This is a genomic window from Pectobacterium colocasium (genome assembly GCF_020181655.1).
Taxonomy (GTDB): domain Bacteria; phylum Pseudomonadota; class Gammaproteobacteria; order Enterobacterales; family Enterobacteriaceae; genus Pectobacterium; species Pectobacterium colocasium.
Window position 1 is genome coordinate 3,725,521 of sequence record NZ_CP084032.1, and the last position, 19,742, is coordinate 3,745,262.

A 19,742-nucleotide genomic window follows, 5' to 3' on the forward strand; every position below is an offset into this window, starting at 1 on the left:
CGCATCATCCCAACCCCGTCATATAAAGATGAGGTTGGGAAACCGTTTCAGCTACAGCGCCGTATGAAAATCCACGGGCGCATTAAGCACAGGCATAACAATTTTCGCCCTGATAACAAAATCACCAAAGCCTTCACCCGCCTTTCTCTCTTTCGCCCATAAACCAATCAGCCGTTCAATTTCGCTAAGTAATGTCGGTACGTCGATATTATCTTTATATAAGCGAGGAATGCGCGTCCCTTCACGATTGCCACCAATGTAAAGGCTATAGCGCCCCACCGCGCGTCCAATCAGTCCCACCTCCGCTAACATGGCTCGTCCACAGCCATTTGGGCAGCCAGTGATACGAAAAACGAACGACTCATCACCTACGCCATATTGATGTAGCAGATGCTCTATCGCTGAAACCACATCCGGCAGAACCCGCTCCGCCTCGGCCATCGCCAGCGGGCAAGTGGGAAACGAGACGCAGGCCATGGAATCCTTACGCTGTAACGATAGCGCGGTCCCCAATAACCCATATTGCCGGGCGAGCGTATCTATCTGCGCTTTGTCTTCACTTGCCACCCCAGCGATGATGATGTTCTGATTCGCTGTCAGGCGAAAATCACCTTTATGCACGTTGGCAATTGCCGCAATCCCGCTTTTATTCGGTAAGCCCGGTTTATCCAACAGACGCCCGCTGGGAATAAACAGGGTCAGGTGATGTTTGCCATCAATCCCGTCAACCCAACCAATACGATCGCCACGTTCAGAAAAGACATAAGGTCTCAACGGAGAAAACGTCACTCCGCTACGCCGCTCGACTTCAGCTTTAAAGACATCGACCCCGACACGTTCAAGCGTATATTTTGTCTTCGCGTTACGGCGATTCTCACGATTCCCCCAATCGCGCTGGGTCGATACCACCGCTTCGGCAATCGCCAGCGTATGCGCCAATGGGATAAAACCAAACTCCGTCGCCAGACGAGGATACGTGCTGGTGTCTCCCTGCGTCATCGCCAACCCGCCGCCCACCAATACATTGAAACCAACCAACTGGTCCCCCTCGCCGATGGCAACAAAACTCAGATCGTTGGCGTGAATATCCACGTCATTCTGCGGCGGAATAACCACTGCCGTTTTGAATTTTCTCGGCAGATAACTTTTTCCCAAAATTGGTTCTTCATCCGTCTGAATAATTTTCTCTTTATCCAGCCACACTTCGGCATAAGCATGGGTACGCGGTAAAAGGTGCTCAGATATCTTCTTTGCCCATTCCCAGGCCTGACGATGCAAAATAGATTCAACCGGGTTAGCCGTACACAACACATTACGGTTAACATCCCCTGCGGTGGCTCGCGAATCCAGCCCGAGATGATTAAGCAGTTTATGTACCGGCTTGATGTCATCTTTCAGCACGCCGTGCAGTTGCACCGTCTGTCGATTGGTAATACGAATGCTGCCATAAAGCGTGTGCTCGCGCGCAAAGGCATCGATACCTAACCACTGATGCGGCGTAATGATCCCACCCGGCAAGCGGACACGCAGCATAACGGTATGCAGTGGCTCTAATTTCTGAGCGATACGTTCTTGCCTGATGTCCCTATCGTCTTGTTGATACATCCCATGAAAGCGAATTAGCTGAAAGTTATCTGCGACAAATCCTCCCGTTAACGGGTCGGCCAAATCGTCTTGAATGGTTCCTCGCAGATAATTACTTTGTGTTTTAAGCCGTTCATTATCCGACAGTTTTTTATCACTCATTATGCTATCTCACTCGTTATTATTTATTGGAATAATACAAACGAAGTAAAACAGCGATAATTCTGCGTATACAGATACAGTCCTTTCGCTTTCACCTATAACAGTAAATGCTGTAGATAAAATAAGGAGTTAATGCGTAACATAAGACAGAACAAATTATTATTTAATATAGTTAAAAGACATATCGGTAGAATAAAAAAGGCCCATTTATGTCAATAAACAGGCCGCTGGTGTGGATCAAATCATGATTATTTTGTTAAGCCAAATCCAAATGGAAAGAGCGGCGCTTTACTGTCATAAGGTACCCCCGGTTGCTGATTAAGTACCGCTTTCATGGAAGACGGTAGCTCAAATGGAAGTTTCCCTGTGTATGCCTCTCCAGACATTAGTTGCTTGAGTAACACGTCGTCACTGATGCCAAAGTTGGCAATAACCGCCTGTGTTTTATCCACGATATTGGTCAGAATAGCCGGGCGATCCAGATACACGGTCACGATAGTTGGCACGCTAGCTGTCGCCCTGATAATAGCTTGGTATTCTGGATTGTTCTCGGTATAAGCAAGTGAGCCCTCATGGTGTTTAGCGCCAAAATAAAAGTTTTTATGTGGTTGCTCATACGGCGCAACGCTACGAACCAACGCGACCTCGGCAAGCTCTGGCGTTTCCACCACAACAAGCCCTGCGGCCTGAGCGACGTTCTTATCGATTCCGCTGAGCCAGACTTTACTTCCCGCGCGCAATGGCAAAATATTTTTATTTTGCAACAGCACCAACGCACGTTTCTGTGCTTCGTTAGCCCGCTTCTGCCATTCAGCCTTACCCACCACCTGGCTTGCCTGCCCAGCATTCACATAAGGATTTTCAAACAAACCAACTTGGAATTTCTGTTTCAGTAGACGCCTGACAGAAACATCCAGACGCGACTCGGTCAGTTTGCCTCCCTGTACCGCGCTAATCAGTACCGAAGAGTTAGTGACTCCACCAAACTGATCGACACCCGCCTCCACTGCTTTAATGAATCGCTGCTCTACCGTCAGACTTTCAACGCCCCACGGCATGCCACGCGGTACCGGCTTTTCATTCAGCTTGGTCCCCGTGACACAGTCATCTTTACAGTCATTGGTGATAAGCCAGTCACTAAGAATGACGCCATCAAATCCGTAAACCCCGCGCAGCAGATCGGTTAATAGAAAACGGTTAAACCCTGCTCCGACTTGCTCAATCGACTTTCCTTGCCACGTTGCGTCTTTCAAAATGGAATAGGTTGGCATAATGCCCGCGACACGCGCCTCAAATGCTCCGGTAAAAGGCTCGATATGCTGCTGGAGATCGTTCTTTTTGAAGATGGCATATTTGCCATAAACGTTGTGGCTATCCCACCCATCCTGCGCAGCGCCATATCCGACCCAGTGTTTAACGATACTGATGACACTTTGTGAATTCAGGCCATTTCTGCCATTTTGCATGCCTTCGATATAACCCCTGACCACTGTCTTGGTCAGCTCCGCATCTTCACCAAACGTTCCACTACTCCTTGACCAACGCGGTTCCGTTGCCAAATCGGCCTGCGGTGATAGTGCTTCCGTGATCCCGACTGCACGATATTCCTGACGCACAATGTCGGCAAACTGCCGAGTCAGTGATTCATCACCAATAGCGGCCAGCCCCAGCGTTTCAGGCCATTTACTAAACTTTCCAGAGGAAACCGATGCGCCAACCAAATACTGGAACGCATTGCGCGGGTCACTGCTAATCGTCAGCGGAATCCCCAATCGCGTATTTTCTGCAATCTGCTGTAACTTATTATTTTCCTCCGCCATTTGCGTAGGTTCATCACCAGACAGGCGAGTGATAAAACTGCTGATTGACCGCTCAGCAATCATTTTTCTCGCCGTATCAATATCATAAGCAGATCCTGCACCAATCACACTCCCCGTCGTCGGCGCGGAACCATGCATCATCAATCCCGCTTTTTCCACCAGCGTCATACGCGTAACCAGGTCGTTCGCTCGTTGATCGGGAGATAAACGCCAGTCTTCATATGGATTGACCTTTCCATCACGGTTCAAGTCTTTAAATGTCAGACCATCCAGCATAATGGTTGGCACATCGCGATACCCTAATTCCGCTTGTGATATTGCAGAAGCAATAGGAGAAAAAAATAAAGGTACGGAGGAAAATAGTGGTGCTGCTAAAGATAATGCAAAATGCAGTCTGTTTTTTCTCATTATGGCTACTCTCATCAAAGTAAATATCCATCACGCGATGAAAGTAATGCCCACCTCAGTCGACATTACTCTTTTTAAATACATCCATTATTTACGCGCGAGATTTTTAAACTGAATATCCTTCCCGAGATGAGACTACGCCAGATGAAAAAACGAACTCAATGTGGAGTGAGCATAATTTAGATATGTGTCAAATAATTATTTCGACGCTCTAAATAATTAGGATCTGTTATATAATTATTTCCTATAACTGTTATGTAAATAGAGACGCTATCACGCTGCATTAAATACCGCCTGATAAAATGCCTGTAGCGCCAGCGCCACATCCGCCGTGGTCACGGATTCATCAGGATGGTGACTGATGCCACCGCGACAGCGGACAAACAGCATCGCTACCGGCCAGCGTTCGGCAATGGCAATTGCATCGTGCCCCGCACCGCTTGGCAGCATCAGCGTTTTCCCCTGCACCTGCGTCACGGCTTCATTTAATACCGACTGCAACGCGGGATCGCAGCGGGTGGCGGCAATACGATAATATTCTTCGGCGCTGAACTGACAGCCGCGCTGGTGCGCGATACCCTGCCCCAACATCAGGAGTTTTTCCAGCAACGCATCCAGCGGCGCATCCTCCGGCCCGCGAATATCCAGCGTCATCTTCACTTCACCGGGGATGACGTTCGCCGCACCCGGTAAACACTGCAACGTGCCAAACGTCGCGACCAGATGAGGATCGCTTTCCCGCGTGACCCGCTCAGCCTGCGCCATCCAGTCCGCCGCCGCCGCCAGCGCATCCTGCCGCTGCGTCATCGGCACCGTGCCAGCATGTCCAGCCAGACCGAGGAAGGTACAGTTGAGCCGCCGCGCTCCGTTGATCGCTGTAACGACCCCCAACGCCAGATCCTGTTGTTCCAGACACGGCCCTTGTTCGATGTGCAATTCCAGATAGGCGACAATATCACTGACCGGGCGCGCCGCCTCCGCCACCTCAAGCGGATCCAGCCCCGCAATGGTCAAGGCCTGCGCCACGCTGGTGCCTTCGGCATCCTGACAATCCAGCCAGCTCTCCGGCCAGGTGCCCGTCACCCCCCGGCTACCGAGCAGGGTAATACCAAAGCGTGTCCCTTCTTCATCCCCGAAGCCAATAATCTCCAACGCCACAGGCAGACGAATGCCCTGTTGGTGAAACGTACGCACCACTTCAATTGCCGTCAGTACGCCCAGCATGCCGTCGTATCGTCCGGCATTGCGCACCGTATCCAGATGCGAGCCGAGCAGCAGCGCTGGCGCATCCGGCGTGAGTCCGTCATAGCGGCCACAAATGTTGCCAACGCTATCCTGCCAGACGTTCATGCCCGCTTCGCGCATCCATTCCCCTACCTGCGCATTGGCACGCAGGTGTTCCAGCGACAGATAAACGCGGGTCAGTTGCCCAGGAGTTTCACTGATTTCTGCCAGCGCATCACAGCGCGACATAATCTGCTCAGCCGCTGCTTGTGCCGCAGCAGGCGACAGTAGAGGTTCACTCATGCACGCTCCTCATTCGCCGCATAGCTGTTCCACGCGGCCTGCAAGGCCTCGCCCTGCACCGTGCGGAAGCCCAGCCGATTCAGCACCGCCTCCAGCGCCGTCAGCGTTTGCATCACGCAGTCTTTACGCGCGTTATAGCCCATCGTACCGATGCGCCAGATCTTGCCCTGAAGCGGGCCAAACGAGGTGCCGATCTCAATGGCGAAATCTTCCAGCAGCAGCTTACGTACCTGTTCGCCGTGGACACCGTCAGGAATCACTACGCCCAGCACGTTATTCATTTTGTGTTTAAGATTGCCAAAGGTTTCCAGTCCCATTCCCTGAATCCCCGCCACCAGCGCATTACCGTGCAGCGCATGGCGGGCAATGCTGCGATCCAACCCTTCTTCGAGGATCGTTCGCGCGCATTCGCGCGCGGCAAACAACATGCTCGTCGCTTCCGTGTGGTGGTTCAGACGCTCCGGCCCCCAGTAATCCATCACCATGCCCAGATCGAAATAGTTGGAATAGATCATTTCGTCGTCGCCGTCCTGATGCGCGTCCGTTCGTATCCCTTGTTCCACACATTTACGACGGCGGATGACCGCCTCCATCTGTGGACTCAACGTGATCGGTGAACTGCCGGACGGCCCGCCGAGGCATTTCTGCAACCCTGCGGAAACCGCATCCAGTCCCCATTGATCCGTTTCCAGCGGGTTCCCCCCGAAAGATGCGGTGGCATCGGTATAAAACAACACACCGTGACGGCGACAAATCTCGCCCAGTTCTTCCAGCGGTTGCAGCATGGTGGTCGAGGTATCGCCCTGCACTGTCAGCAACAGACGCGGGCGCACCGCCTTGATCGCCTCTTCAATCTGCTCTGGCGAGAACACCTCGCCCCACGGAACCTCAATGGTATGCACCTCAGCCCGACAGCGGCGGGCAATCTCACACAGCAGATGACCGAAACGACCAAACACCGGCACCAGCACTTTGTCACCGGGGCGGATCGCCGACAGTAAAATCGCTTCGATCCCCGCACGCGAGGTGCCGTCAACCAGCATCGTCCAGCGGTTTTCCGTGCGGAAAAGCTGACGGTAGAGCGCCATGACCTGATTCATATAGTTCGTCATTGCGGGGTCATACTGGCCAACCAACTGGCTTGCCATTGCCCGTAATACGCGCGGATCGGCATTGATCGGCCCCGGCCCCATCAGTAAGCGATGAGGTGGATTAATTTGCGCGTACAGTTCGCTGCTCATGGTTATAGGCTCCAAATTCTTGTTTCTCATCCCCTTTCAAAGAGGCTCATTACGCTTCTGACAGTCCTCGGACCGAGGCGATAAACTGTTTCAATTCCGGCGTTTGCGGGTGAGCAAACAGCGTTTTGCTCTCACCCTGCTCCCAGACGGTGCCCTGATGCATAAACACCACGCGGTCACCCACTTCACGAGCAAAATTCATTTCATGCGTGACCAGAATCAACGTCATCCCTTCTGCGGCCAGCTGTTCCAGCACTTTCAGCACTTCACCGACTAATTCAGGATCGAGTGCCGAGGTTATTTCGTCACACAGCAGGACTTTCGGGTTCATCGCCAGCGCGCGGGCAATCGCGACACGCTGCTGCTGGCCGCCCGACAGGTTGGCAGGATAGTAGTGAAGGCGCTCACCCAGCCCAACCTTGTTGAGCATCTTCTCACCCAGCTCACGGCATTCCGCCGCGCTTTTCCCCAGCACGCGGCGCGGTGCCAGCATCACGTTTTCCAGCGCCGTCATATGCGGGAACAGATTGAAATTCTGGAACACCATCCCGACCGAGCGGCTGATTTCCCGCGCCTGTGAATCCCTGTCGGTGACCGTCATCCCGCCCAGCTTGATGCTGCCGTCCTGATAGCCTTCCAGACCGTTCATACAGCGCAGGAGCGTGCTCTTACCGGAGCCGCTGCGCCCAATGATCGAGATGACTTCGCCCATTTCAATATCCAGATCGACGCCTTTCAGGACATGGTTCTGGCCGTAATATTTTTGAACCTGATTAATGGTGATGAGCGGCATTGAATTTCTTCTCCAGATAGCGGCTGTAATAAGAGAGCGGATAGCACATCAGGAAATAGCCCAGCGCCACCAATCCGAATACTTTAAACGGCTGATAGGTCACGTTATTCAGCATGGTTCCCGCTTTGGTCAGCTCGACAAATCCGATGATTGACGCCAGCGCGGTGCCTTTAATCACCTGTACGGAAAACCCTACCGTGGGGGCGATGGCGATACGCATCGCCTGCGGCGCAATCACCCGATAGAGCGTCTGGCCGAAGTCCAGCCCGAGACAGCGCGAGGCTTCCCACTGCCCTTTCGGCAAGGCTTCCACGCTGCCACACCAGATATCCACCAGAAAGGCGCTGGTAAATAGCGTCAGCGCCAGTGCCGCTGCCGTCCACGGGCTGACATCGATACCGAACAGCGCCAGCCCGAAAAAGGCGAGGAACAGTTGCATCAGCAGCGGTGTCCCCTGAAACAGTTCGGAATACAGTTGAACAAAGCGCGTCGGCCACTTGCGTTTGGTCAACCGCAGCAGCATCAGCGGAAACGTCACCAGCGCACCGCCGATGAAGGCCGTCAGCGACAGCAACAGTGTCCAGCGCGCCGCCAGCAGCAGGTTGCGCACAATATCCCAGTCGGTAAATGCCATTATGACTGACTCCCTAAGAAACGCCGTCCCGCCAGCAGCAAGAGTTGCCGCATCAGGACAGACAGCGCCAGATAACACAGCGTGGTCGCCAGATACACTTCAAAACTCAGAAAAGTACGGGACTGAATCAGGTTGGCGGCAAAGGTCAGTTCTTCATAAGACACCTGCGATACCACTGACGACCCCAGCATGACGATGATGCATTGGCTGACCAGCGCCGGATAAATCCGCTGGAGCGCAGGCGGCAGAATCACGCGCAGAAACGTCTGCACACGCGTCAGCCCCAACACACGGGCGGCTTCCCACTGGCCTTTCGGCGTCACCTGAATCCCCGCACGGATAATCTCGGTACTGTACGCACCGAGGTTAATCAACATCGCCAACAGCGCGGCCTGCCCGGCGGTGAGTTTCCAGCCAAGACTCGGCAAGCCGAAGACGATAAAGAACAACTGCACCACAAACGGCGTATTGCGGATCAGCTCGACATAGACTCCCCACAGCCGACTCAGCAGGGTGGGCTTGCCGCTGCGCAAGGCCGCACCACAGATACCGATGGCAATGCCGCCAAGGGTTGCCATTACCGTCAGCTCAATGGTGACCCACAACCCCGCCAGCAGCTCAGGCCAGAATGGCAACAGCGCGGAAAAATTAAGCTGATAGGTCATGGCGTGCTCCCGTTACGCTTTGATGCTGGCTGGCAGCGGCGCTTTCAGCCATTTTTCTGACAGGCTATTAAGCGTGTCGTCTTTCAGCGCTTGTTCGATCAACGCATCGATTTTTGCTTTCAGCGCTGGCTCGTCTTTTTTCAGCCCGATGTAGCACGGCGAATCTTTCAGCATAAACTTCGCCACCGGTGCTTTCGTTGGGTTCCGCTCGGCGATGGCGGCAACCACCAGGTTACCGGTGGCGACATATTCCACCTGACCTGACAGGTACGCCGACAGCGTCGTGTTGTTATCTTCGTAGCGCTTAATCTGGGCAGCCTTCGGCGCGATATCCGTCAGCACCATGTCTTCTACCGCACCGCGCGTCACGCCGATGCTCTTACCTTCCAGCGCGTCAGACGATGTCAGCGTGCTGTCTTTTGGCCCGAATACGCCCAGAAAGAACGGCGCATAAGCGCGACTGAAATCGATCACTTTTTCGCGCTCGGCGTTTTTGCCCAGGCTGGAGATCACCAGATCAACTTTGTTGGTTTGCAGATACGGTACGCGGTTGGCGCTGGTGACAGGAACCAATTGCAACTTTAGTTTCATCTCTTTCGCCAGATAGCGGGCGATATCGATGTCATACCCCTGCGGTTGCAGATCTGTCCCTACCGATCCAAACGGTGGGAAGTCCTGCGGCACCGCGACACGCAGCACGCCGCGCTTCTCGATATCCTGCAACTGATCGGCCATTGCGCTACCGGCTTGAACCAGTAACATTGCCGCGCCCATCACTGCCAGTAACCCTTTTTTGATGCCCAGTTTATTGATCAACATCGTCTCTGCCCCCGGTTAGTGTAATTGAAACGAAAGATTCTTTAAAAACAAATACTGAAACTATCGTTACAGATATTAAGCAAGGAGCATGCCAGATCACGTGGTTACCCTTGACTGTGAGGAACAACGTAGAAGGTCAGAGAATCGTGCTGGAATATGGCATAGCTGTGGATATGGAATATTGAAGAACAATTTCGGGCGTGATTACAGAGAGATCATTTATGCAACTCATACACCACGCCCGACGTAGGACTGCTCAGTCGCCGCAGCCCTACGAACCCTGGCTTTCGGCGTGAATTATGCCGCTACGCGGTACATTCGAAACGCGTGTCATCCTGTCGAACCGCCTGTGACGCGATTACTCGCCCCATAAATGGGACTCGCCCTTCGGGTCAGCACAAGTGCTGTTCAAAAACGTCGTGACGTTTTTGTCCGACGCGGCACAGGCTTTCGCAGCGTCCATGCTGCTCATTCGGGATGCCCAACGTTTCTCATCATAATTTTTTACGCCTATGAACAGATAACAACGAGAAACAATCCACAGCGCTGCGTCACAAAAATAATCCAGTGCTATCACGCCCGAAACGATCCGCATAGCTATATAGCAGCCAACTCATGCGCACCACAACAGTGCAATAGCACCAAATTAACGCCCCATTAACGTTGCTCAAGCTCCTCCAGTTCACCATAAAGATCCGCGATCTGGTGAATACGCTGGCGTCCGTCACGCAGCATTTCATGTAATAACGCGTTGCTGATCACGTTCACCAGACTCATGGCAGAGGAATAGCTGTCGAATGCCGAGACGCTGTCCAACGGGACGCACAATGACCAGGTTGCCAGCGACATCAGCGCACTGGCTTGTGGTTCACACAGCAGCAGCACAGGCACGCCGCGTTTTTGCAGTTGCGCCAGCAGCGGCTGAATCAGGCGCGGGCGACGGCGAAAGGCCACCACAATGACGACATCCTGTGCAGTGAGATCGACCAACTCTTCGGATAGCGTCTGCCCCGGCTGCGCCAGCAGGGTGACATGTTGACGAATCTGGAGCAGTTGTTGACGCAGGTGCAGCGCCACCGGATAGCTATTGCGCAGCCCAATCAGGCATAGGCGCTGCGCCTGCATCAGCGCCTGAATCACCGCACCGAACTGTACCGGGTCAATCTGGTTGATCCACTGCGTCAGGTTTGCCATTTCCTGTTTGTAATGCCGCGCTAGCAGCGTATTGCCCTGCACGGCATCGCGGTTATCCGTCAGCGGCATCCCGCTCTGGCGCAGCGTTCTGAGCTCATCGCGCATGTCGCGGTAGCTGGGGTAACCCAACCGTTTAAATAACCGGCTGACGGTCGCTTTGGAGACACCGCTCAGCCGCGCCAGCTCGGCGCTGTTGTAGCTAATCAGATCGTCAAAGTGATCGAAGATGAAATCCGCGACGCGCTGTTCCTGCGGTGAAAGTTCGCCATAGCGATCCCGTAATCGTTCATCTATTTGCATCATCGTCTCTCACCCATTGCACTTACTGTAACGTTTGTTTCATGTCGCAGAACATAGCACAGGATTGTCGGGATGATACAGATTCTCCCTCCGGGCACGCATACCGACTTTTCATCACCCGAAAAACTGGAACGCCGTTTGCTTATAGCTAGGGTTAATGGAGCAATTCACACTTACCCTACATACAAAAGGAATCCTGAAATGATGCAAAGCAATACCGCCCCGCTGGGCATGGCGGTGGCACCTCATCATTTAGCCAGTGCCAGCGCGTTGGCGGTTCTGCGTGAAGGCGGAAACGCCATTGAAGCCATGGTCGCAGCGGCGGCAACCATTGCGGTAGTGTACCCGCATATGAACGGCATCGGCGGAGACGGTTTCTGGCTGATTGTTCCACCACACGGCGAACCGATCGCCATTGATGCCAGCGGTGCCGCCGGGTCGCTGGCCTGCCGTGAATACTATCAGGGCGAAAGCCGCATTCCGCATCGTGGACCTAAAGCGGCACTGACCGTCGCGGGCACCGTCGGCGGCTGGCAGGAAGCGCTGGCCTACTCACAAGAACTCACCTATTCACAAGAAATGGACAGTTCCCCGATTCCGCTCGCCCGCCTGTTATCTGACGCCATTCGCTACGCGGCTGACGGTATTCCCGTCACCCAATCACAGGAAGATGCACTCACCCAGCGCTATCACGAACTGAGTGATTTCCCAGCCTTTAGCCAGATTTTTATGCCGCAGGGGAATGTCCCACGCGCGGGCAGCCGTTTCACACAGCCAGATTTAGCCGATACCCTGACGACACTCAGCATTGAAGGACTGGACAGTTTTTATCGCGGCTCCGTCGCTGCCCGACTATCGAAACAGATGGCGCTGATCGGTATGCCGCTGACGGCTGACGATCTGGCGAATTACCGCGCCAAACGGACAGCGCCGCTGGTGCTGAAGCACAGTAAAGGTGACATCTATAACCTCGCGCCGCCGACGCAAGGTCTGGTGTCGCTCGCCATTCTCGGCCTGACCGACCATTTAGCAATGGAAGATTTGAACGATAGCCAGACGATCCACCGCATTGTCGAGTCAACCAAGCTGGCGTTTGGTTTGCGCGACCGTTTCATTACCGATCCCAAAATGATGACGCAGGACGTTCAAACGCTGCTGGACAACGATGCGATCGGTGCACTCGCGCGGCAGATCGATACCCGCAACGCCGCCCCGTGGGGCGAAGGTAAAGGCCCAGGGGACACCGTCTGGATGGGCGTATGTGATAGCAGCGGCCTGTGCGTCTCTTTCATTCAAAGTATTTACCACGAGTTCGGCAGCGGCGTTGTCTTGCCGGGAACCGGCGTGCTCTGGCAGAACCGCGGCGCCTCGTTCAGCCTCGATCCGGCGCACCTGTTGGCGTTAGAACCGGGTAAACAGCCTTTTCATACGTTAAACCCTGCCGCCGCACGCCTGTCCGATGGCCGGACGATGGTCTACGGTTCGATGGGCGGAGACGGACAGCCACAGACGCAGGCGGCCATCTTTATCCGCCACGTCCAGCAGGGTCTACCGCTGCAGCAGGCGATTACCGCCCCGCGCTGGCTGCTGGGTCGAACCTGGGGACAAACCTCCGATACGTTGAAGCTCGAGGATCGTTTTAAACCCGCCACCATCGATGCCCTGCGCCAGCTTGGTCACGATGTCGAGCTGCTGGGCAGCTTTAGTGAAACGGTCGGCCACGCTGGCGCCATCGTGCGCCACACCAATGGCATGCTGGAAGGGGCTTTCGATCCACGCAGCAACGGCAGTGCGGCAGGCTTTTAATCATCAATTAACCGGGAGAACACCTCATGACGACAACCGCTATCCATAGCGACACGTTAGCCGCTTACCTTCAGCAGATGGAAGCGCTACTGGCGCTGCAACTGAGTCAGGAACGACGTCAGGAGCTGTTAGTGCAGTTCAGCCGCATCCACGCCATGGCGCAGCCACTGATGGCTTTTCCGCTTGATGAGCATCAGGAGATCGCCGGGGTCTATACGCTAGGAGCTTATACGCTATGAGTTTATACGCGAGAAGCGCGCCCTCATCGTTATCGATCCGACAGATTCAACAAGGTTTGCAGGCTGGCACGTTCTCCGCGAAGGAGCTTGCACAACAGACGCTGGACGCCATTGAGCAGGCTAACCCCACCATTAATGCCTATACCCATGTCACCGGCGAACGCATGCTGGCAGAGGCTGAACATCTGGATGCTAGCCGTCAACGCGGAGAAAGTTTGCCAGCGCTGGCCGGTGTACCTTACGCCGTAAAGAATCTGTTTGACGTCAGCGGTGAAACCACGCTAGCAGGTGCCGAACTTCTCAGCCAGCGCCCGCCCGCGACACAAGATGCCTTTGCCATCCGCCAGCTTGCCAGCCGGGGCGCGCTGCTGTCCGGCATGTTGAATATGGATGCCTACGCCTATGGCTTTACCACCGAAAACAGTCATTACGGCGCTACGCATAACCCGCTTGATACACAGCGCATCGCTGGCGGCTCGTCTGGCGGATCGGCGGCGGCGGTAGCGGCGGGACTGGTTAATTTCACGCTGGGTAGCGACACCAACGGTTCAATCCGTGTGCCGTCGTCGCTATGCGGTATTTTCGGACTGAAGCCAACATTTGGCCGTTTATCGCGTCACGGTAGCCACCCGTTTGTCGCCAGCCTCGACCACATCGGCCCCTTGGCGCGCCGTACAGACGATCTGGCGTTAGTGTTTGATGCACTACAAGGCCGCGATGAGAAAGACCGTTTTCAGGCCGAACGAGAAACGCAGCAGACGGCCACACAGTTAGAAGCGGGCAGCGACGGATTGCGCTACGCGGTACTGGATGGCTATTTCTCCACATGGGCCAACGAGGAGGCCAACGCCGCCGTTCGTCAGATCGCACAGGCGCTGGGCGCACAGAACAGCCTGACGCTCACCGATGCCGCACTGGCACGCAGCGCCGCCTTTATTCTGTCGGCCAGCGAAGGAGGAAATCAGTATCTACCCGCCTTACGCACACAGCCTGAACGCTTCGAGCCACTGTCACGCGAGCGGCTGCTGGCTGGTGCGATGATCCCCGCCGCCTGGTATGTGCAGGCTCAGCGCTTCCGTCACGCTTTTCGTCAACAGGCGCTGGCATTGTTTGAACACACCGACCTGCTGATCGCCCCCGCGACACCCTGCTCCGCCACACTCATCGGGCAGGACACCATGCGCATTAATGATACCGACCTGCCCGTCCGCGCCAATATGGGCATGTTGACACAGCCGATCTCTTTCGTCGGTCTGCCTGTCGTGACGGTGCCGGTGGCGACCGCAAACGGTCTGCCAATCGGCGTGCAGATTATTGCCGCACCGTGGCGTGAGGATCTGTGTTTGCGGACGGCGTGGGCGCTTGAGCAGCAGGGCATCACCTATACAGTAGAGGAAAGAAAATATGTTACCTGAGGATATTAACCAGCCGGATGTGCTGGTCGACGTGACAGAAGCGTTCTATCGCTACGAAAAAGCCTTAACCGGTAATGACATTGCGATACTGGATGAACTGTTCTGGCACGATGAAAAAACGGTGCGCTATGGCGCGGGAGAAAACCTGTACGGGATTGAGGAAATTCGCGCCTTTCGCCTCGCTCGCCCCTCTGCCGGTCTGGATAGAACGCTGCGTAATACCGTTATCACGACCTACGGACATGATATGGCTGTCGCCAGCACGGAATTCACCCGCGCAGGCAGCACGAAGATTGGTCGCCAAATGCAAACCTGGGTAAAAATGCCGGAAGGCTGGCGCATTGTCGCCGCCCACGTCAGCCTGATGAGCGAGTGATGGAGGGGGATTTCCCCCTCCTGTTACTGAGTAGATACTTCAAGGCTGACGGTGATAGACCGCTTCAATATTGTATCCATCGGGATCGTGCACGAATGCGGCGTAATAATTCTGATGATAATTCGGACGTAATCCCGGCGGCCCATTATCTCTGCCTCCCGCCGCTATCGCGGCAGAAAAAAACGCTTCCACCCGCTCTCGCGAGGCGGCGCTGAACGCAAAATGCACTGCCGGGCAGGGCTCGCCCTTTGACTGGTAAATCCAGAATTCACCACCGGGATCGCTTGATTGACCATACCCTTCCGTTACCGCAAAACTGACGGCGAATGACATATCCTTAATCAGGCAATAACCCAACGGCTTGAGTGCCGCTTCATAGAAGTGCCGGCTGCGGGCAATATCCCTCACCGGGATGCTCAGGTGATCTAACACGTTAACCTCTTTCGATAGTCATTATGAATGAAGTCGTGATGGATGATAACCAGCCACTATAACCATAATTTTCACATGGATAACATGATCGCGATCGGCAAAATAGAAAGGCGCGATAGCTGGCAAAACAGCTTATCAAATCCGCATTACTACCCTGCTTTTATTTCCCCTGTATTTCCTCTGAATATGACAAATATATTATTCAGAACACTCTCATTTATTGGTGAGAATTAACACTATCATTTCACCCATTATATCTTTGCTATACTGTATAAAATACCGACAGTTATCATAAGTAAAAAATCTATTTATGTCGGCCTATTTGGGTGCCTACAAGCCAAAAAAAGTGATTTATTCACCCTATTATTCGATTAGTGGAATTCACTATAAATCGCGGTTTATCCATAATCAGAAAAGGTTATATCCCCCGCGAATACGTCACGTAAAAGTTAACAGGTAACGTACTGTTATAAAAATAATTACCTTCAAAACAGAAATCATAAAGATCGCGTAAATCATGAGGATAACACAGCATCAATAGCACTTCAGATATCGCTAGAATTAGCCCAGCCAGAACCCCTACCGAGGCAATAAAGGGTTGTCTCAGAATCTGAGTATGGTAGGGTAGATTATGTTTAATCATTATCAGGGCTACGTTATAGAATTATAAACGACACAGGAAAACAATAATTTCATGGCAATTAAACTTGAAGTAAAGAATCTTTATAAGATATTTGGCGAGCACCCAGACAGAGCATTTAAACTGATTGATAAAGGCCTGAGCAAGGATCAGGTATTTGAAAAAACAGGGCTTACTGTCGGGGTAAAAGATGCCAGTCTGGCCATTGAAGAAGGCGAGATATTTGTCATCATGGGATTATCCGGTTCCGGCAAATCCACCATGGTACGCCTTCTCAATCGTCTGATAGAACCCACTCGGGGTCAGGTGCTGATCGACGGTGAGGATATCGCTAAAATATCCGATACCGCGCTGCGCGACGTGCGCCGCAAGAAGATCAGTATGGTGTTCCAGTCCTTTGCGCTAATGCCGCACCTGAATATTCTCAGCAACACCGCGTTTGGTATGGAGCTCGCTGGCGTGCCGAAAGCAGAGCGTGAGCAAAAAGCACTGGATGCCTTACAGCAGGTCGGTCTTGAAGCCTACGCCGCGTCTTACCCGGATGAGTTATCAGGCGGGATGCGCCAGCGTGTCGGCCTGGCTCGCGCATTAGCGAACGACCCCGATATCCTGCTGATGGATGAGGCATTCTCCGCACTCGATCCGCTGATCCGTACTGAAATGCAGGATGAGTTGATCAAACTCCAGTCTCGTCATCAACGCACTATCGTCTTTATCTCGCACGATCTGGATGAAGCGATGCGCATCGGTGACCGGATTGCCATCATGCACGGCGGTGAAGTGATTCAGGTCGGTACGCCCGATGAGATCCTGAATAACCCGGCCAATGACTACGTGCGCACCTTTTTCCGCGGTGTCGATATCAGCCACGTGTTTAGCGCCAAAGATATCGCCCGTCGCCGCCCGGTCACCCTAATCCGTAAAACCCCCGGCGTAGGCCCACGTTCTGCGCTGAAAATCCTTCAGGACGAAGACCGTGATTACGGCTATGTGCTAGAAGGCGGAAAACGCTTCATTGGCGTTGTGTCTATTGATTCACTGAAGCAGGCGCTGAAAGAACAGCAGCCGCTGGAACAGGCGTTACTGCCCGAACCTGCTCCCGTGCCCGCAGATATGTCACTCAACGAGCTGATTTCTCAGGTCGCACAGGCTCCCTGTGCCGTCCCTGTCGTCGGCGAAAATCACGAGTACATTGGCATCATTTCCAAAGGAATGTTGCTACAGGCACTGGATAAGGAAGGAGTGACCAATGAGTAAATCAACGTCAAACCCGTGGGATACCACCACCACACAAAACCAGCCCGCCGATCAAGGCGCGGCCTCTCAACAGGGCAATACCACGCCAAACGATCCGTGGGCAACCAGCACGCAGAATGCGCCAGCCGATTCTGCCCCAGTCCAACATAACGCGACGGCAGATAGCGCCCCGCAGGGCGATCCCTGGTCCACCAGCGCGCCAGCTCAGGATACACCGGCTAACGGCAGCGATGCCTGGAATAGCGCACCGGCTCCTGATGGTTCCGCCGATGCTGCCCATCAGGCTGCTCAGTCCGGTAGCGACTGGCTGAACAACGCCGCCCCCGCGACGCCCGAGCATTTCAACCTGCTCGATCCGTTTAAGGACACGCTAATCCCGCTGGACAACTGGGTCACCCACGGTATCGACTGGCTTGTGCTGCACTTCAGGCCTGTTTTTCAGGGCGTTCGCGTCCCGGTCGATTTTATTCTGGGCGGCTTCCAGCAATTTCTGCTGGGGATGCCAGCGCCAATCGCCATTCTGGTGTTTTCGCTGCTTGCCTGGCAGATGTCCAGCCTCGGCATGGGGGTCGCCACCCTGCTGTCGCTGATCGCCATTGGTGCCATTGGCGCCTGGTCGCAGGCCATGATCACGCTGGCTCTGGTGCTCACCGCACTGTTCTTCTGTGTGCTCATCGGGCTACCCATGGGGATCTGGCTGGCGCGTAGCGAACGAGCCGCGAAGTTTATTCGTCCCTTGCTGGATGCCATGCAGACCACGCCCGCGTTTGTCTATCTGGTGCCTATCGTCATGCTGTTCGGTATCGGTAACGTGCCGGGCGTCGTAGTGACCATCATCTTTGCCCTGCCGCCGATTATTCGCTTAACGATTCTGGGTATTCGTCAGGTTCCGGCCGATTTGATCGAAGCCGCGGAATCCTTCGGTGCCAGCCCGCGTCAGATGCTGTTTAAGGTTCAGCTTCCGCTGGCGATGCCAACCATCATGGCAGGCGTTAACCAAACGCTGATGCTGGCACTGTCGATGGTGGTGATCGCCTCGATGATCGCCGTGGGTGGTCTGGGTCAGATGGTACTGCGCGGCATTGGCCGTCTGGATATGGGACTGGCTGCCGTCGGCGGTGTCGGGATCGTTATTCTGGCAATTATTCTTGACCGTCTGACTCAGTCTCTGGGACGCGATCGCCGCAGCAAGGGCAACAAAAGCTGGTATGCCAGCGGCCCGATTGGCCTGCTGACCCGTCCTTTCATCAAGCCATAACGCTCGTCCCGTTTGTCTGGCACGCGTCAGACAAACGGCGACATTCACTATTCGTTTTATCCGTAATATTCATTTTATTAGCAACATTCACGAATCAACACACGATAAAAAACAGAGGGAATCATGATGCGTAACACCACACTTTGGGCTGCCGCCCTGACGACCACACTGTTGAGTACATACGTTTACGCTGCTGACACCGCACAACCGGGGAAAGGTATTTCCGTTATCCCGGTGCAAAGTACCATCTCCGAAGAAACATTCCAGACGCTGCTGGTCAGCCGCGCGTTAGAAAAGCTGGGCTATGACGTGCAGCCTCCCCGTGAAGTGGACTACAACGTGGCCTACACGTCGATCGCCTCCGGCGATGCGACATTTATTGCTGTGAATTGGGATCCGCTGCATGCCGACCAATATAAAGCCGCAGGCGGGGATGCGAAGTTCTACCGTCAGGGTGAATATGTCTCCGGTGCCGCACAGGGTTACCTGATCGATAAGAAAACGGCTGAAAAATACAAAATCACCAATATTGCGCAGTTAAAAGATCCGAAAATCGCCAAGCTGTTTGATACCAACGGCGACGGCAAAGCCGACCTGACGGGCTGTACGCCGGGCTGGGGATGCGAAGCGGTCATCAATCACCACCTTCCTGCCTATGGCTTAAGCAACACGGTTGAGCATAATCAGGGTAACTATGCTGCGATGATCGCCGACACCATCACCCGTTATAAAGAAGGCAAGCCGATCCTGTACTACACCTGGACGCCATACTGGGTGAGTGACGTGCTGGTGCCGGGACGTGACGTGGTGTGGTTGCAGGTACCGTTCTCTTCTCAACCGGGAGAAATGAAAGGCGTCAGCACCAAGTTGCCTAACGGCGCCGACTACGGCTTCCCGGTTAACAACATGAGAATTGCGGCAAATAAGGCATGGGCAGAGAAAAACCCGGCAGCCGCGAAGCTGTTCGCCATCATGAAACTGCCGATTGCCGATGTGAATGCGCAGAACCTGCGTATGCATGAAGGTCAGGGTTCACAACAGGATATCGAGCGTCATGTTGATGGCTGGATCAAAGCCCACCAGCAGTTGTTTGACGGCTGGGTGAAAACCGCCGCTGACGCCGCAAAATAATCACCTTGTAGATGAGCGCCCTTTCTAACAAAAGGGCGCTT

The 19,742-nt window shown here is 54.1% G+C and carries 17 protein-coding genes; 7 read left to right on the top strand and 10 right to left on the bottom strand.

The annotated features are described in order from the left end of the window. Window positions 1-51: 51 nt before the first annotated feature. The 9 genes from cysI to LCF41_RS16935 form a co-directional block, all read right to left on the bottom strand. The gene (gene cysI / locus LCF41_RS16895; protein ID WP_225085567.1) at window positions 52-1,746 is read right to left on the bottom strand and encodes an assimilatory sulfite reductase (NADPH) hemoprotein subunit; all 1,695 of its coding nucleotides are present in this window, start codon (window positions 1,744-1,746) and stop codon (window positions 52-54) included. Between the two features lie 248 nt (window positions 1,747-1,994). Beyond that, window positions 1,995-3,974 (bottom strand): glycoside hydrolase family 3 protein, encoded by a 1,980-nt coding sequence (locus LCF41_RS16900; protein WP_225085568.1) that lies wholly within the window; start codon window positions 3,972-3,974, stop codon window positions 1,995-1,997. Window positions 3,975-4,247: 273 nt separating this feature from the next. Beyond that, window positions 4,248-5,501 (bottom strand): allantoate amidohydrolase, encoded by a 1,254-nt coding sequence (gene hpxK / locus LCF41_RS16905; RefSeq protein WP_225085569.1) that lies wholly within the window; start codon window positions 5,499-5,501, stop codon window positions 4,248-4,250. After that, window positions 5,498-6,742 (bottom strand): pyridoxal-phosphate-dependent aminotransferase family protein, encoded by a 1,245-nt coding sequence (locus tag LCF41_RS16910; protein ID WP_225085570.1) that lies wholly within the window; start codon window positions 6,740-6,742, stop codon window positions 5,498-5,500. The genes hpxK and LCF41_RS16910 overlap by 4 nt, the downstream gene beginning before the upstream one ends. Window positions 6,743-6,791: 49 nt before the next feature. Further along, on the bottom strand, window positions 6,792-7,535 hold the full coding sequence (locus LCF41_RS16915; protein ID WP_225085571.1) for an amino acid ABC transporter ATP-binding protein: 744 nt from the start codon (window positions 7,533-7,535) through the stop codon (window positions 6,792-6,794). Beyond that, window positions 7,516-8,169 (bottom strand): amino acid ABC transporter permease, encoded by a 654-nt coding sequence (locus tag LCF41_RS16920; RefSeq protein ID WP_180740697.1) that lies wholly within the window; start codon window positions 8,167-8,169, stop codon window positions 7,516-7,518. The genes LCF41_RS16915 and LCF41_RS16920 overlap by 20 nt, the downstream gene beginning before the upstream one ends. Further along, complete coding sequence (locus tag LCF41_RS16925; RefSeq protein ID WP_180740698.1) at window positions 8,169-8,834, bottom strand: amino acid ABC transporter permease; 666 nt, start codon at window positions 8,832-8,834, stop codon at window positions 8,169-8,171. The genes LCF41_RS16920 and LCF41_RS16925 overlap by 1 nt, the downstream gene beginning before the upstream one ends. Before the next feature lie 12 nt (window positions 8,835-8,846). Further along, a complete protein-coding gene (locus LCF41_RS16930; protein WP_225088209.1) occupies window positions 8,847-9,632 on the bottom strand; it encodes a transporter substrate-binding domain-containing protein in 786 nt (261 codons plus the stop codon). Between the two features lie 678 nt (window positions 9,633-10,310). Further along, on the bottom strand, window positions 10,311-11,150 hold the full coding sequence (locus tag LCF41_RS16935; RefSeq protein WP_225085572.1) for a MurR/RpiR family transcriptional regulator: 840 nt from the start codon (window positions 11,148-11,150) through the stop codon (window positions 10,311-10,313). A gap of 198 nt (window positions 11,151-11,348) precedes the next feature. On the opposite strand from LCF41_RS16935, the gene LCF41_RS16940 reads away from it, so the two are divergent. From LCF41_RS16940 to hpxZ, 4 genes are read left to right on the top strand one after another with little or no spacing between them, the layout of a single operon-like run. Continuing rightward, a complete protein-coding gene (locus tag LCF41_RS16940) occupies window positions 11,349-12,953 on the top strand; it encodes a gamma-glutamyltransferase family protein (RefSeq protein WP_225085573.1) in 1,605 nt (534 codons plus the stop codon). 26 nt (window positions 12,954-12,979) lie between these two features. Then, window positions 12,980-13,192: an oxalurate catabolism protein HpxX gene (gene hpxX / locus LCF41_RS16945; RefSeq protein WP_225085574.1), complete on the top strand. Its 213-nt coding sequence runs from the start codon at window positions 12,980-12,982 to the stop codon at window positions 13,190-13,192. Continuing rightward, the gene (locus tag LCF41_RS16950; RefSeq protein ID WP_225085575.1) at window positions 13,189-14,607 is read left to right on the top strand and encodes an AtzE family amidohydrolase; all 1,419 of its coding nucleotides are present in this window, start codon (window positions 13,189-13,191) and stop codon (window positions 14,605-14,607) included. The genes hpxX and LCF41_RS16950 overlap by 4 nt, the downstream gene beginning before the upstream one ends. Beyond that, entirely contained in the window at window positions 14,597-14,983 is a 387-nt protein-coding gene (gene hpxZ, locus LCF41_RS16955) for an oxalurate catabolism protein HpxZ (protein WP_225085576.1), read from the top strand. Before LCF41_RS16950 ends, hpxZ begins: the two co-directional genes overlap by 11 nt. A gap of 39 nt (window positions 14,984-15,022) precedes the next feature. Here the strand turns inward: hpxZ and LCF41_RS16960 are convergent, their stop codons facing one another. Next, window positions 15,023-15,415 (bottom strand): VOC family protein, encoded by a 393-nt coding sequence (locus LCF41_RS16960; protein ID WP_225085577.1) that lies wholly within the window; start codon window positions 15,413-15,415, stop codon window positions 15,023-15,025. Window positions 15,416-16,109: 694 nt separating this feature from the next. Here LCF41_RS16960 and proV point away from each other — a divergent pair. The 3 genes from proV (at window position 16,110) to proX (ending at window position 19,701) form a co-directional block, all read left to right on the top strand. Next, entirely contained in the window at window positions 16,110-17,312 is a 1,203-nt protein-coding gene (proV, locus tag LCF41_RS16965) for a glycine betaine/L-proline ABC transporter ATP-binding protein ProV (RefSeq protein WP_180740705.1), read from the top strand. Beyond that, window positions 17,305-18,570 (top strand): glycine betaine/L-proline ABC transporter permease ProW, encoded by a 1,266-nt coding sequence (gene proW / locus LCF41_RS16970; protein ID WP_225085578.1) that lies wholly within the window; start codon window positions 17,305-17,307, stop codon window positions 18,568-18,570. Before proV ends, proW begins: the two co-directional genes overlap by 8 nt. Window positions 18,571-18,696: 126 nt before the next feature. After that, window positions 18,697-19,701, top strand: a complete 1,005-nt coding sequence (gene proX, locus LCF41_RS16975) for a glycine betaine/L-proline ABC transporter substrate-binding protein ProX (protein ID WP_225088210.1) — start codon at window positions 18,697-18,699, stop codon at window positions 19,699-19,701. The last annotated feature ends 41 nt before the right edge of the window (window positions 19,702-19,742 follow it).